General features: G+C 64.9%; 9 protein-coding genes. 5 read left to right on the top strand and 4 right to left on the bottom strand.

Annotated elements, in window-relative coordinates; translation table 11 throughout:
- Positions 1 to 31: 31 nt before the first annotated feature.
- The 4 genes from ABH939_RS19600 to ABH939_RS19615 all read right to left on the bottom strand — a co-directional run bounded on the left by ABH939_RS19600 (position 32) and on the right by ABH939_RS19615 (position 7,015).
- A complete protein-coding gene (locus tag ABH939_RS19600; RefSeq protein WP_054187118.1) occupies positions 32 to 1,372 on the bottom strand; it encodes a S1 family peptidase in 1,341 nt (446 codons plus the stop codon).
- A gap of 109 nt (positions 1,373 to 1,481) precedes the next feature.
- On the bottom strand, positions 1,482 to 2,732 hold the full coding sequence (locus tag ABH939_RS19605; RefSeq protein ID WP_404650000.1) for a hypothetical protein: 1,251 nt from the start codon (positions 2,730 to 2,732) through the stop codon (positions 1,482 to 1,484).
- Between the two features lie 111 nt (positions 2,733 to 2,843).
- A complete protein-coding gene (locus ABH939_RS19610; protein WP_064114246.1) occupies positions 2,844 to 5,279 on the bottom strand; it encodes a LuxR C-terminal-related transcriptional regulator in 2,436 nt (811 codons plus the stop codon).
- Between the two features lie 14 nt (positions 5,280 to 5,293).
- Complete coding sequence (locus tag ABH939_RS19615) at positions 5,294 to 7,015, bottom strand: Hsp70 family protein (protein WP_404650001.1); 1,722 nt, start codon at positions 7,013 to 7,015, stop codon at positions 5,294 to 5,296.
- Positions 7,016 to 7,350: 335 nt separating this feature from the next.
- Between ABH939_RS19615 and ABH939_RS19620 the strand changes: the two genes are divergently transcribed.
- The 5 genes from ABH939_RS19620 to ABH939_RS19640 all read left to right on the top strand — a co-directional run bounded on the left by ABH939_RS19620 (position 7,351) and on the right by ABH939_RS19640 (position 15,477).
- On the top strand, positions 7,351 to 9,648 hold the full coding sequence (locus tag ABH939_RS19620; RefSeq protein WP_404650002.1) for an IniB N-terminal domain-containing protein: 2,298 nt from the start codon (positions 7,351 to 7,353) through the stop codon (positions 9,646 to 9,648).
- A 123-nt stretch (positions 9,649 to 9,771) separates the two neighbouring features.
- Positions 9,772 to 11,640 carry a dynamin family protein gene (locus ABH939_RS19625; protein WP_007726689.1) on the top strand — a complete coding sequence of 623 codons (1,869 nt, stop codon included), beginning with the start codon at positions 9,772 to 9,774 and terminating at the stop codon, positions 11,638 to 11,640.
- Positions 11,637 to 13,121, top strand: a complete 1,485-nt coding sequence (locus tag ABH939_RS19630) for a dynamin family protein (protein ID WP_054187122.1) — start codon at positions 11,637 to 11,639, stop codon at positions 13,119 to 13,121. Before ABH939_RS19625 ends, ABH939_RS19630 begins: the two co-directional genes overlap by 4 nt.
- Positions 13,122 to 13,225: 104 nt before the next feature.
- Positions 13,226 to 14,809 (top strand): MFS transporter, encoded by a 1,584-nt coding sequence (locus ABH939_RS19635; protein WP_218694965.1) that lies wholly within the window; start codon positions 13,226 to 13,228, stop codon positions 14,807 to 14,809.
- 23 nt (positions 14,810 to 14,832) lie between these two features.
- The gene (locus tag ABH939_RS19640; protein ID WP_054187124.1) at positions 14,833 to 15,477 is read left to right on the top strand and encodes an FMN-dependent NADH-azoreductase; all 645 of its coding nucleotides are present in this window, start codon (positions 14,833 to 14,835) and stop codon (positions 15,475 to 15,477) included.
- Positions 15,478 to 15,494: the final 17 nt, after the last annotated feature.

Raw genomic sequence — 15,494 nt, forward strand, 5'->3', positions numbered from 1 at the left:
CGGCGGGCACAGTGCGTGAATCAGTGGTTGGTCAACCTGCAGTGCGGACGCGGATTCCGGCACCGACACCGCCACCGGAAGCGCGATCTGCCGCGTCGAGGATGTCTCCGACCGGAATACCCAGATTCGAGGTTCCACCGGAGGTCGCCAGTACCAGGTTCGCTTCGTTGCAACTGGGTGCTCCGCTGCTGTTGGAGCCGCTGGTGATGCCCAGAGCCAAGGTTCCGGAGACGATGGCGCCGCCGCTGTCCCCGGCGAGGGTGCACGCGGTACCGGCGAATCCGCGAACGGTTCGTGAATCACCGTCCGCCATGACCAGTTGAGTTTCGACGCGATCGGCTGCCACGACACCACAGGTGAAGGACGACGTCTGGCCGGACTTGCAGATGGGAGCGCCGATCACGGGACGTGCTGTTCCCGTGATCGCGAGGGTGGTCCCGTTGGCACCGCGGACGGCAGCACGGTCGAGGCCCGCGTCGATGCCGGACTGGTCGAACTTGATGACCGAGTAATCGAGATCGCCGGCGTTGTTGCCGACGGAAGACTGTGAGAATGCTCCGATCAACTGACTGTCGTCGACGTTCGCGTGATTCGGCAGGTAGACGGGCGACTTCGAACCCTCGGCCGGATTGCAGTGTCCGGCACTGATATTGAGAGCATTGTTCTGATCGTCGACGGCGTTGAACCCGAACGAGCAGACCGAGATGTTCTCGGTCGGTGTCTCGCGAATGGGGCCTGTCGACGTGATGTAGGTGTCGCCGCCGAGTGCTCCGGGATCAACCGATCCGCCACCGTCCGGGCTGAGAACGATCTTGGTGTTCTCGAGCAGGGTCGGAAGATTGAGCGCCTGCCCGACGGGGCTGTTCGCGACGTCGATGACGACCTGGTTGTTCAGGACGTCGATAGTCGCCGAATTGACTGCGCGTGAGATTTCCTTGGGCAGCCCGGCAATCCATCCGTTGACGTCGGCCAGCGTCTTCTCGAGGGTGTCGGCGGAGACGGGGGCGACGTGCGTGCGGTAACCGTCGTCGGCCGCGATGCGTGCAGCTTCGGTGGTGGTGACGGCTACGACGGGTTGACCGTCGAGTCCCATCCACGAGCCGGCGTAGTCGCCAGGGCGCTCGGACTTGAATTCCTGGGCGTATGCACCGAGTTCCTGAGCTTTGGCAGCGCGGTCCAGATACTCCTGTGGGGAGATCTTCAGATCGCGTGTGATTGCCTCGATCAGCTCAGCCGGAAGCTGATCTGCCCCGAGCTGTTCGACATGCGTGTCGGAGGCGGGCTCTGCCGATGCCGTCGTGGTGAATGGAGCTGCGAGCAGTAGTGCCGAGGCGCCGACCACAGCGGTGCGGATCGCCAACGAGTTACGCATGAAATCCCTTCAAGTCCCCGGCACCGAGCCGGTAGGTACCGCACCCACCATAGGGGAAAAGTTTCGACGAGGAATATGTGCCTGTTGTCGGCAAGTCGAATTATTCTGTCTAACTTGGCATTCCGGGTCTCGGGGCCAATGGCATGACGGGCATGTCGGGATTCGGAACCACCGGATCGGTTGTGTCGGTCGGGTTGGACGGCTGCGTCGGCGTTGTCTGTGTATCAGTGGGGGCGGTCACGGCGGGAGTGTCCGGGGTATCCGGATCGACCGGATCCAGCGGTCCGACGACCGGCGGCAGGTTCTCGATCCGAAGGGGATCGATCTGGATGGTGATCGGCGATCCCTGTTGCGCGGGGACGTTCGCCGTAGTGGATTTCTCTGTACCGGTGCCCGGACTCACCGGAATGGGCTGGGATTCGGATGAGGTCGATTCCGCTTCGGATGCCCACGACTGCGCCGTCGGCTGCGCGCCGAGAGCGGGTACTTCCGGTGGGGGTGAGGTCGCTGATTGCGTGCCTGTCCCGGATGAACTCGTCGGGGTGGCAGCTGTGTCCGTCCCGGGGGACAGGGAAGATTGTGCGTCGAGAATCCTGGGTGCTGAAATGGTCGGAGTGTGTCCGATGATGACCGCTGCCGCGCAACCCGACACCGTCAGAAAGACTGCGGCGGCTGCTGCGGCGATGATCGGTCGGCGCTCCGACCGCCACTGGCGATTCAGCCAACCGTCGATGCTCGGTTCTTTCGTGACCGGTGCCTCCACGCCGGATTCCGGCTCCGGTTCGATCAGAACGAACGGCGGAAACTCTTCGGGGGTGTCCTCTGGCTCGGCAAATTCGGTTGGCTGGGGTTCGGGACAGGTAGAGGTGATCGAGAAGGGTGCGGCCAACGCTGCGGCTCCGCGAGCAGCACGGTCGTCGGCGTCAGGATCCGCGAGCCAAGCCGCAGAGGCTTCATCTTCTGAAATCAGTTCGACGCCGTCGAGATTCATGCTGTCGAGTGCGCCGCGCAGTACGTCGACGGAATCGCTCGACCAACCTGCGGGGATCACCGCAGAGATGTTCAGGTTCTGATCGGTGAGTGTTCGGACTTCCTTGACCAGGCAATACATTGCTGTCGCTACCAGTTCCTCCCCTCGCGTCATGTGCTCGGAGAAGTTGTCGGTATCGTCGGTGCCGACCCTGTCGAGGAACCCGCGCAACCCGGTGGACCCCGCCGCGGTTCCGCCTAGCTGCACGGTGCCGTCGGGGGCGTGGTGCAGAACCGATTCGCGTTCGAGGGTCACCAGCTCCGAGTCAGGTCTCGCGATCGCAGCAATGCTTCGTTTGTTGCCGACGGCGAGTCCGACTCCCCACTTCATAGCGATCCCCGTTTCACAGTTACCGAACTTTGCTCGGCAGGCATGTCCTGATTCCTGTGAAAACTATCACTTAAACGGATATACGCAACCCTCTGGACAATATGCAGCTAACTACTTGTTCGGCGGTGTCATGCTGCGAAGGATGGTGAGCAGTTCCGAACGAGACTGCGCCCCGACGCGCCGCTTGATGCGTGCGACATGGTGCTCGACGGTTTTAGCGGAGATGTAGAGGCGTTCGCCGATTTCCCGATACGTCAGTCCGACGACGACGAGTTCGGCAACTTCTTGTTCGCGCTCGGTCAACACCGACGGTGGCGCCGCACTTGTGGCGGTATCGGTTGCACTTGTCTCGGCCGTCGACGTTGTGCGTAGCGAGCGCGCAACGTGGAGCAGTGCCGTGGCCGATTTGGTGTCCGGGGTGCGCAGCGCTGCTTCGCCGGCGAGGCGAGCGGCGTCCCACGGGAGTCCGATCCGACTGAGCGTTCGTGCGGCGGCTTCGACACCGTCTGCGTCGACGTTGCCTTGCATCAGTAGGAGCCACTGGCGTCCGGCGATCGCCAAACCGGCTGCGTAAGTGTGAGTTTTGGCTGATTCGGCGAGTGTATGGGCGTGTGGGAGGAGATCGGCCGGCGACTGCGAGAGGATCGACGCCTGGACGCCGTACCAATGCAGCGGCGACGACCACAGCGGCGGCTCGCCGAGCGCGCGGAGGAGTGAGCGCGCGTCGTCGACGAGATGCTCGACCTGCTCGGTCTCCTCGAGCCGTACTGCCGCAAGCCACAGTTCGCCGATGGGAAGCAGATTGAACAGATCAACGCTGCAGGACGAGAGGGTGCCTGCCGCGCCCGACCAAGCTCGACGCAGCTGGGCGAGATCGCCGGAACGCCGAGCGAGACCCACGATCAGAGCATGCAGAAACAGTGCGTCACGCTCACGGAGGGGGCCGCGGACTACCTCCTGCGGTAGGTCTTCGAGAATCGTGTCCTGCCCGCGGACCATCGCGATCCAGGCGCCGAGAAGGTGAAGTCGCGCCCACGTGTGGCTGCTTGCGTCGTCGGCGGCGATCGCGGACGTGACGACAGCGGCGGCCCGTTCATGGGCGCCGTTGTGCAGGAGTGCGAGAGCTACCAGCGCCGGGGCGGAATCAGGCTGGAATTCAGATGTGTCGGCTCCGCCGGGGAGCGAGAGTGCGCGCGACATCGTGTTGAGCGCACTCGGTGCGCTCCCGGTGACCGATTGCATCAGTCCGTTGGCCAGTGTGGTAGCGCCGACCGTCGAGCTCGACGGTGATCCGGTGTGTCCGGTGAGCGCCGCGTTCGCGTCATCGACCTTGCCGATGCCGAGGAAAGTGATTGCGGCGAAGGGGGATTCGTTTCCGGTGCGCCCTGGCCCCAGCCAGGTGTAGAGATCTGCAGCGGCGCCGAGTTGGCCGCATGCTGCGGACGAAGCTGCGCGGATTCGCACCGCCGCAGCCAATCTCGCGTCGTCGAGATCGGGTGCGGCGATGACGGAATCGGCCAGACGGCAGGCAGTGTCGAGGTCACCACTGCGAGCCGAGACCTGGGCGTACAGCAGCGTGTCGGCCACGCCGAGAGGCTCGATCGAATTCACGCGGCGAAAGAGATCTGCCGCGACCGCCGGCGTGCTCGCCTCGACGGCGTCTCGTAGTACACCCGTGAGATCGCGGTGGCGGATTCCGGAGTCGAAAAGTCTTCGTGCTGTGTCGATATCGAGGGTTCTCGTGTGTGCGCGTGATGCGACGATTCTGATCAGCTCGCTGCGGATACGCCCGGTGCTCGTCGACTCGGCGAGCACGCTCGCGACGAGTGGTGATCGCGAACCGAACAGTCCGGTCGCCAGTGCCCGGTCGAATGCAGCTGTGAGGCTGAACTTCTCCTGTCCCAGATCGAGCTCGAAGGCGTCGATGTCCGGGACGGCGAGTGAAACTTCGAGGATCTCGCGCTCGATCGGATGCAGAGCGGTGACCTGGTGGAGGATGTGTGTGCGTATGGCGTTCGGCATTTCCAGGCGGCCTGCCGAGGCGGCGGCGAAGTACGCTTCGATCGCCCCGAAGGAACCACCGGACAGATGCTCGAGCGCCACCACGGCGCGGTCGTCGAGCGGGACTCTTCGCTCGGCCGCGATCTTCCGAATATCGTTTCGGTTCAACGGGTTCAGATGCAACACGGTGCCGAAACTCGAGATGTTCGAGTAGATCGGTGCGAGTGGTGGATCGATCCGATCGGAGGCTACGACAACTCCGAGGTCGTCACGTTGGACAAGCTCTTTCAGGGCACGGATTTCATCGGAGGTCAGAGCTTGCGCGTCCGCGATCACCACAATCGCGTCGGCGGGGACGTCATGCGTGACTGCGGTGACCACGGGCTTGTCACCCGATTCGATTCGCTTCCGTACAACCCTCGTCACTTGGGGCCGAGCGCTGGCATCGGTCCCGGTGACGAATAGGCGCAGTGGCGATGCAGTCAGGTCGACGTCGCGCAAAAGTCCTGCGATGAACGACGATTCGGTGCCGTTGTCACGGTTCATCGAAAGACCGCCGGTCAGCGGATCGGTGCGGTGACGCCGCCGACGACACCACCGACCACGTTTCCGACACCACCGACGACGTTACCGAGACCTCCGACCACGCCGCCGACTCCGTTGCCGACACCGTCGACCAGACCGCCGACTCCGTTTCCGATGCCGGTCGCAGCGTCACCGACACCGGTCCCGACGCCGGCTCCAGGCGCGGGTGCTGGTGCCGGGGCGGGAGCAGGTGCGGGCGCCGGGGCGCCGGGTGCGGCAGGTGCAGGCGCCGACGGAGCGGTCTCGCCCGGTGCGGGCGAGGATCCCGCCGGTGCGCCGGCAACCGGAACTGCCCCCGGCGCCGTCGTCGAGCCGCCTGCGGCAGCAGGAGAACCGGGCTGATTGCTTTGAGTGCCGTTGTTCGCAGTCGTGGATCCGGTGCCTGCCGCTTCCGCTGCCGTGGTGCTGCCGGGAGTAGAGCCCGCGGTGGTCGAAGCGGTCGAGGAGGTGGACTCGCTGGTGGTGTTCGCCGAACTGGACGGAACGTTGATCTTGTCCATGGCAGTTCCGATTCCGAGCCCGCCTGCGGCGAGCACGATGAATGCTCCCACCACTGCAGCAACGACGCCGACCCTCGACGAGCGTCGAGTCGCCGTGTTCTCTTCTTCGGTCGGCTCGGCAAGCAACGGAGTGGAGAAGGCGGGAACTGGTGCGGGCTTGCGAGACGGCTCGGCGGGAATCACTGCAGTGGCGGCGGCCGGTACTTGCGAGTCTCTGGCGTCGAGTGCGAGGGCCGCGGCGCCGGACGCCGCGCACGACGCTGGATCGGCGTCGGCGATCACCGGGACACGAAGCTCCGCCGACAGTAGTTCGGCGACAAGGGGAATTGACGAGCTTCCGCCGGCCAGGACAACCTGATTGACGTCACTGGACTCGACGCCGGCAGATCGCAGGCTTTCGCGAACCAATGCCACCGATTCGGTGAGGGCGGGCCGGATCAGATCTTCGAGTTCGGAACGAACGAGTCGAACGTCGCTGACGGCACCGGGAAGCGCCACGCGGGCAACGGTTTCCGTCTCGGTGGAAAGTTCCTCCTTGGCTGCGCGGGCATGCTCGCGCAGAGTTTCCAGCGCTGCAATCGTCTCGGGTGCAAAGGGATCAAGGGTTGCGAACTGGTCGGAAACCGCATCGAGCAGGTGAACGGTGACGAGGTGATCGAATTCGTCGCCGCCGATGTCCTCGCTGCGCAGCGGCTTACCGAATATCTCGCTTCGTCCGTCGGTCGTGGACATCATCGTGACGTCGAGCGAGCGAGCACCGAGGTCGTAGACGACGGTCAGACCGTCGCTGACGACAGTTCCGGAAGCGGCGAGCCACGCCATGACGGCTGCGGGTTCGGCGACGAGAGTCGCCCCGTGAATTCCGGCGTCGTCCAGAGCGGACTCCATGGTGCGTGCTGTGTGGCGGTTCCACCCCACCGGGTGAGCCAGGACGACAGTTGGCCCTTCGTTACCGCCTGCCTGGTCTACCAGTGCGCCGACCGCTGTCGCCGCGAGAGCCTCGCCGCGGTACTCGGTACCGTCGGCGGCAAGTATCGGAATCGGGTCCCCGACGCGCTCGACAAATCCGGTGATGACGGATCCGTCGTCCAATTGCAGCGCACTGGGTAAGCGGACCTGTTGCGTTTCACCGGTCGAGCCGTCGGTGACAGCTACGAGAGTGGCCGAACCGATGCTGATGCCGAGCCCTGCCGCCATGAACGAACTCCCCTGGTCGTGGGCGACAGAAGGACTGTCGCGGTTGTCTGCGATGTCGGTTTCAGGACCTAGATCGTTACCGGATCGGAGGAGTCGCGACGAAGTAGGGGACCGATCCCCTAATCGGGGCAAATCCCCTATTCCGACCGGGCGTAGCCCAATGGGGGGCTTCCCCACCTGTCCCTGGAGAAGAGGGGGGTGCTCCCCGTTGGCCCCAGTCGCAAAAGTTCTTAGCGTTGATTCCACTCGCTACCTCTGGCAGCGCACCAGTTTCCGGACCACCGGCAACTACCCACCGGCAACAACCCGGTCAACGAACTTCAGGAGAACCCGCCATGGCAACGAACGCCGTACTCGAATTCATCCTCGGGCTACTTCGTGACGACGAGGCAGCTGCCAACTACTGCGCCAACCCGACCGCGGCACTCGATGCTGCCGGTCTGTGCGACGTCAGCCCCGCCGACATCGTCGCGGTCGCTCCGCTGGTCGCCGAGTCCGGACTCTTTGCCGGTGGCGGCGCCGACCTGTCCGCGATCGTCAACGCCGGTGCGTCCGCTGCCGGTGCAATCGGCGGCGGTCTCGGACTCGGCGGTGGTCTCGGTGGTGGACTCACCGGTGGTCTCGGTGGTGGCCTCGGCGGCAGCCTGGGTCTCGGCGCCGGTGCAGGAATCGGAGTCGGAGGCGCCCTCGGCGGCCAGTTCGACCTGGTCGGCGACTTCGCAGCAGCCCTCAGCGCTGCGCTTGCCATCGGTGGCGAGATCAGTGCCGAACTCGGCGCAGCCTTCGGCGCGGTGATCGAAGCCGGTCTCGGTTTGGGCGGCGCACTCGATCTCGAAGGAGCTCTCGATCTGGGCGCACAGCTCAGCGCGGCTCTGGGCGGCGCCCTCGGTGTGACCGGCGGTCTGACTGCGGAGCTGGGAGCAGCCCTCGACGCCGCGATCGGCGCAGTCGGCGGACTCGACCTGACGGCAGGGCTCAGCGGAGCTCTCGCACCCATCTTCGCCATCGGTGGTGACCTCGGAGCCGATCTCGGCCTGGCTCTCGGTGGACTCCTCGGCGGCGCAGCAGACCTCAGCGGTCTCCTTGACATCGGCGGCGAACTGGGCGCGAGCCTGACCGGCGCACTGGAATCCGCTCTTGCACTCGGCGGCGGCCTGGATCTCGCCGGCGCTCTGACAGGCGACCTCAGCACGGCATTGTCCGGCGCGCTCTCGGGCGTCCTGGGAGCCGGCGGCACGATCGGCGCCGATCTGGGTGCATCGCTCGGTGGCGTCCTCGGCGCGATCACGGATGTCAGCGTTCTCACCGATATCGCGGGCGGCCTCGATCTCGGTGCTGCCCTGAGTGGCGCCCTCGGCGGAGCACTCGGCGTCGGCGGCGGTGTGGAAACTGCATTGGGCGGCGCACTCGACGCAGCACTGGGTCTCGGCGGCGGACTCGACCTCGACGCCGTACTCGGCGGCGGCGCAGACCTCGGCGCGCAGCTCAGCGCGGCACTCTCCGGCGCCCTCGGTGCCGGCGGAACGGTCGGAGCCGACCTGGGTGGCGCACTCGGTGGACTGCTCGGGGGAGCACTCGACCTCGAAGGTGGTCTCGGCGCAGACCTCGCGGCAGCTCTGGGCGGAGGCGCGAATCTGTCGACGGCCCTCGAGGGTGTTCTCGGTTCGGCACTCGGCGTCGATGCCGGGCTCGCGGGCGGTCTCGGCGGCGCTCTCGACGCAGCGCTGGGCGCAGGCGGACTTACCGGAATCGACCTCGGTGGTGCACTCGGTCTGGGCGGTGAAGCAGGCTTGGCAGCCGGTGTCGCTGCGGCTCTCGACACCGCCCTCGCAGGTGCAGGCGGCTTGGGTGCTGTCGGTTCCGTGGGCACGGACCTGACCGGCGCGCTGGACGGTGCGCTGGGCGCGGGCCTCGGGCTGGGGGGCTCTCTCGACAGCGTTCTCGGTGCCGAAGGTGCACTCGGTGGAGCGCTGGACACGGCACTGAACCTCGGCGGAATCGACACCGGTTCGATCGGTGCCGACTTGCCCTCCGTCGACCTCGGCGCTGTGAACCTCGGCCCGATCTCCGCTGAACTGCCTTCCGTCGACCTCGGAAGCATCGCGGCGGACGGCCTGAACCTCGGCGCTGTGACCGGTGATCTCGGAGCAACTGTGGGCGGTGCTCTGGACGCAACAGCAGGTCTCGACGCAACAGCAGGTCTCGAAGCAGCCACGAACGCTGCGGCCGGCTTGAGCGGATCGCTCGGCGGCGCACTGAACGGCGTCACCGATCTCGGCGGATCGCTCGGCGGGGCTGTCGGAGCAGTCACCGACGTGACCGGTTCGATCGGTGCCGACGCAGCCGCAGCTGCCGGTGGCACAGTCGACGGCGGCGGAACCGTTGGCGGCGGCGGAGTCGCTGACCTGGGCGGATCCCTCGGTGGAGCAGTGAGCGGAGTGTCCGACCTGACGAGTTCGTTGACCGGTGCGCTGAACCCGTGGTCGTCGATCGATGCGACCGATGCTTTCGGTTCGGGTTCCACTTCGGGTCTGAGCGCCGATACCGAACACTCGCTCTTCGCCGAGGATTCGGTTGCAGCACCGGTCGATCACATCGACCCGGTTGCGGTTGTCGATCACCTGCATCCCTGATCTGCTGACGCAGGAACTGAAATCGGTCAAAATGACCTGATGTAACAAATCCGGCCCTGCGCGCGCTATGCGTTCGCAGGGCCGGATATTCGAGTCGGGAAGAATTGCGGGTCAACGTAGCTCATGAGTGATTCAGCGAGTCAGGTAAGCAGTCGGAAGGCGCGCGTCGCGTCGTCGACGGCGTCGTTGCTCGAACGAACAGCCGTCGTGGCGAAGGATTTCGGGCGCACGGATCTGGTGCGCCGACTCGAGAACGCTCAGGTGAGAGTCAACGACCCGCGTATTCGCATCGTGGTGGTCGGACCCCTCAAGCAAGGCAAGAGCCAGTTCGTCAATTCTCTGCTCGGCATCGACGTGTGCTCGGTCGGTGACGACGAGACCACTGCCGTGGCGACGGTAGTTCAGTACGCGGAGACCGCGGTCGCCGAACTGATTCTCGCCGATCCGGGTGCGGCGCCCATTCGGGTGCCCCTCCCGCTCGAGGAACTGATGGGGATCACCCCGGCCACGCCTCGCGCCGAAGGGCGTGAGGTTCTGCGTGTGGAAGTGGGTGTTCCCAGTCCGCTGTTGGCCGACGGTTTGGTTCTGATCGACACTCCCGGTGTCGGCGGTCACGGAAATCCTCATGCTGCAGGAACATTGGGATTGATCACTGCGGCCGATGCAGTGTTGGTGCTGTCGGACTCCAGCCAGGAGTTCACCGAACCGGAGCTGGGATTCATCCGCCAGGTCGTCAATCTGTGTCCTGCGGTAGCCGGGCTGATCAGCAAGACCGATCTGTACCCGCACTGGCGGCAGATCCTCGACGCCGATCGCGGACATCTCCAGCGTGCCGGGTTGGATCTGCCGCTCATTCCGATCTCCTCGGTACTGCGCTCGCACGCGCTGAGGCTGGGGGACAAGGAACTCGAAGCGGAATCCGGATTTCTGGACCTCTATCAGTTCTTGCGGGACAACGTCGTTGCGCGTGCCGAATCGAATACTCGACGCGCAGTTGCGATGGATGTGCGTTCTGCGGCAGCGCATCTGACGTTGGAGATGGGCAGTGAGCTTGCGGCGCTGAAGGATCCGTCGACCGCTCAGGCAGCGGTCGCGGGACTGCAGCGTGCCCGGGCAGCGGCCGAGGAACTGCACAAGAAGACCTCACTGTGGCAGCAGAGCCTCGGTGACGGCATCGCAGACCTCGCCGCCGACATCGATCACGACCTCCGGGACCGGTTGCGCCGGGTGACCCGCCAGGCCGAGGAGACGGTCGACGAAGGCGATCCCGGTAAGGACTGGGACGTCGTGGGGGAGTGGCTCGAACAGGAGATCGCCACCGCGATCGGTGACAACTTCGTGTGGGCGCATGATCGCGCACAGTGGCTGGCAGAAGTTGTGGCGCAGCACTTTGCGGAGACCGGTGACGTCGCGCTCCCGCATCTCGACGTCGCCGACACCGACGGTTTCCTGGAACCGGTCGGTGCATTGGCGGACCTCGAATCCGGCCGAATCGGCATCACTCAGAAAGTCCTGGTCGGCATGCGCGGCTCGTACGGCGGCGTGCTCATGTTCGGCTTGATCACCACGATGATGGGCATGGCTCTGGTCAACCCGATCTCCATCGGCGCCGGGGTTCTGCTGGGCACCAAGGCTTATCGTGAAGACAAGCAGGCTCAGGTGCTCAAGCGTCGCGCTGAGGCGAAAGCGGCCATCCGACGGTTTGCCGACGACGTCAGCTTCCAGGTGGGCAAGGAGTCGAAGGATCGCCTACGCCTGGTGCAGCGGCTGTTGCGTGATCACTTCACCGACATCGCCGAGCAGGCGCTGCGCTCGATCAACGAATCCCTCCGCGCCACTCAGGAAGCCGCGCAGTTGGAGTCGAGTGAACATGCCGCTCGGATCAAGCGTCTGGAGACCGACATGCGCGTCGTCGCGGAGCTCGACGCCGTTGCCGGAACGCTGATCGGCGAAACTCCCGCTCCTGCCTCGGCAAAGGTGACCAACGCATGAATGCCACGACCACCGTGACCGCAGTGGAGTCGGCACACGCCCTGATCGACCACGCCAGACGTGCCTACGCCGATCAGCCGCAGACGCGCGCCCAGTTGGAAGAATGTGCGGCCAGGCTCGACGAGCCACTCCGGGTGGCGCTCGCCGGCTCCCTCAAAGCGGGTAAGTCGACGCTGCTCAATTCGCTTGTCGGACAGGATATAGCGCCTACCGACGCGACGGAATGCACACGCGTCGTCACCTGGTATCGGAACGGGACGACGCCGCAGGTGACCGCGACGGCCGAGAACGGTGCCAAGTTCAACGTGCCGGTGACGCGCCGCGACGGCAGGCTCACGTTCGATCTGGGCGAGTACACCGCAGACTCGGTGGACCGCATCGACGTCGACTGGCCGTCTTCGGCATTGGCTCGTACGACGATCATCGACACACCGGGCACCTCGTCGCTCTCGACCGAGGTCTCGGCCCGCACCTGGGACATGCTCGTTCCCGACGGTGAGGCACCGGGCGCGGATGCAGTGGTCTACCTCCTGCGGGCTCTCAACGCCAGTGACATGCAGTTCCTCGGGAAGATCGCGGATCACGTGGGCGGAGAATCCGGGCCACTCGGAGTGATCGGAGTTCTCTCGCGTGCCGATGAGGTCGGCGCAGGCAGGCTCGACGCGTTGTCTTCGGCGAAGGACGTCGCGGCGCGATTTGCCGAGGAGTTGGAGCGAACCGGCCTGTGCCAGTCGGTGGTTCCGGTGGCAGGTCTGCTCGCGCTCGCTGCTCGGACGATGAGGCAGAGCGAGTTCGCGGCCTTCTCGGCGCTCGCGCAGGTTCCGGCCGAGGATCTGAGCCTTGCGCTCCTCTCCGCGGATCGCTTTGCCAGGCAGGACAGTCCGCTGCCGGTCGATGCGGCCATGCGGGCGCAATTGGCCGATCGGTTCGGGCTCTTCGGAATTCGCCTCGCCGTGACGTCGATCAAGTTGGGGGCCACTGATTCACCGTCCCTGGCGGCCGAATTGTTGGAGCGCAGCGGCCTGGACGAACTGCGTCAGGTGATCGACGTTCAATTCGGGCAGCGGGCAGATCAGCTCAAATCGCACACGGCGCTGGTGACGCTGGGAAGAATCCTCGAAGCCGATCCGAGCGAGGAAGGCGATCAGATCGCGGCGGAGGCGCAACGGTTGCTTGCCGATGTTCACGGCTTTCACGAACTTCGCCTGCTCGGGCGTCTTCGTTCGGTACACACGGATCTGCCACCCGACGACCTGGCACAACTGCAAAGACTGATCGGCGGCTACGGAATCCGGGCAAGTGACCGGTTGGGCTGCGAACCGGAAGAATCGCCGGAGGTGCAGCGTGCGCGGGCCACGGCGGCTGTCCGCAGATGGCGCGAGTTGTCCAGACATCCGCTCTTCGACAGGTTCACCTCGCGCGCCTGCCTGGTCGCCGCCCGCAGCGCCGAGGGCGTCCTGGCTGAAATTGTGCCCGAATAGGGACCCGTTCACTATGCGAGCGCCGGACGAGGGTTCTATCTTGAGTTCGGGATGATCCGGACATAACTCCCAGGTTCGGGTCCCACCTCGATGGGAGCACGCGCATGGCGAGTGACATCAAGTCCGCTTCACCGGATCGAGCCACCCTCGTCCTGGGGACGCTCATCCTGGTCGCTGCGGTCGCGAACCTCAATCTCTCGGTCGCGAATGTCGCTTTGCCCGATATCGGGCGGGCTTTCGACGCCAGTCAGACGCAACTGAACCTGATCGCGGTCGGCTACTCGCTGGGCCTGGCCGGAACGGTGCTCTACCTGGGGGCCTTGGGAGACCGATACGGCCGCAAGATGTTGCTGGTCACCGGCATGGCGCTGTCCATTCCGGCGTCGATCGTGGCGGGATTCGCCGGGAACTTCGAAGTGCTGTTCCTCGCTCGGATAGTCGGAGGCGTCTCGGCAGGTCTGGCGTTCCCGACCACGCTGGCAATCATCACGGCGTTGTGGGCCGGACCGGCACGAACCAAGGCGATTGCCATGTGGTCGGCAATCGGTGGCGCGATTTCAGCACTCGGTCCGATCGTCTCGGGGGCGCTGCTCGAGCAGTTTCACTGGGGTTCGGTCTTCTTCGTCACCCTTCCCTTGGCCCTTGTGGCACTGATCTGTTCCCTGGTGTTGGTTCCCGCTCACGTCAACGAGACGACCGAGCGAGTCGATCACCTCGGCGGCATAGTGTCGATCGTCTTCATCGGGGCGCTGGTATTGTCCATCAACTTTGCGCCGGTGAAGGGTTCGGGCACGTTGGCTCTGGTGCTCGGGGCGATAGCAGTTGTCGCGGGTATCGGGTTCTTCCTGCAACAGCGACGCGCGGTCAATCCGCTGTTCGATCTTCACGTAGCTGCGCGCCCGACCTTCTGGGTCGCGGCGGTGGGTGGGTTGGTCGTGTTCGGTTCGCTCATGGGCGCGATGTTCATCGGCCAGCAGTTCCTGCAGAACGTCCTCGGGTACTCGACGCTGGCAGCCGGTGCGGCGATCATTCCGGCTGCGCTGGCGATGGTGATCGTTGCGCCGCGCTCGGCGACCATGATCGAAAGGTACGGCGCCCGCGTCACGCTGCTCGCCGGCTACCTGTTCGTGGTTCTCGGGTTGTTCGTCGCGCTGTTCCTGTGGAACGAAAGCACACAGTATTGGCAGGTCGCGCTGGCCTATGCGCTTGTCGGCATCGGCGTCGGTCTGGCCGGCACACCGGCATCGCGTTCGCTGACCGGATCCGTTCCCGTGCACCGCGCTGGTATGGCGTCGGGAACCTCGGACCTGCAACGCGACCTGGGCGGCGCCATCATGCAGTCGATTCTCGGCGGAATACTCACGGCCGGGTACGCAAAATCGTTGGGAAATGCGATCTCGTCCTCGCCGAACGCATCCGAAGTGACTCCCGAAACTCAGGCCGCGCTCACCAAATCCTTCTCCAGCGCCGAAGTTCTGGCGGATCGCTACCCGCAATACGCGGAGCAAATCATGACCGCCGCCAAAAACGCCTTCCTGGACGGGGATACAAACGCCTACATCGCGGCGATCATCATCGTGTGTGCCGGTGCCGCGGTGGTGACGTTCTTCTATCCGCGTCGCGAGCGCGAACGAGTCCTGCTGGCGCAGTACGCGGCGGAATCCGATCTAGCCGCGGAGAAGAGTTGAGCGCGCTCTGGTAGTGATGAGGGATGCCACAGCTACTTCTCATCGATTCGTCCGCCGAACTCCACCACTCGACCTCACGTGATCTGACCGCACTGTTCGCTCAGCAGTGGTCGAAGAACAGCCCGGATCACACGACGGTGACGTTGGACCTGCACCGGGATCCCTTGCCGCACCTCGCGGACGCGGCCCTGCACTATGCACCACGCTTGCGAGTCGAGGGCGAGATTCCGGATCCCGCAGCGGAAGCACTCCAGGCTCGGGTCATCGAGCAACTTACCGCTGCAGACGTCGTCGTGATCGGTGCGCCGATGTACAACTGGTCGATCCCGTCCACGTTGAAGGCGTGGATCGACTACGTACACGTCCTGGGGACTACGGTGCCTTTCGACACGCGTACTCAGCCTCTGGCAGCTAAGCCGGTGGTGATCGTCTCCAGCCGCGGAAACACCTATGCGCCGGGCTCGGGAAACGAGGCCAACGATCACACCGTCCCGCCACTCGTTCAGGTGCTCGGGGTGTCGATGGGAATGGATGTCTCCGTCATCACCGCGGAACTGACTTTGGCGCAACGTATTCCGGCGATGGCACCTCTGATCGAGCAGGGTGACGCGAGCCTGCGTGCTGCCCGGGAGTCGTTGACCGAGCTGGCCCGTACCTTGGGGGCCTGATCAAGAAGTTCGACCGG

Source organism: Rhodococcus sp. 27YEA6 (genome assembly GCF_044908235.1).
Lineage (GTDB): Bacteria > Actinomycetota > Actinomycetes > Mycobacteriales > Mycobacteriaceae > Rhodococcus_F > Rhodococcus_F qingshengii.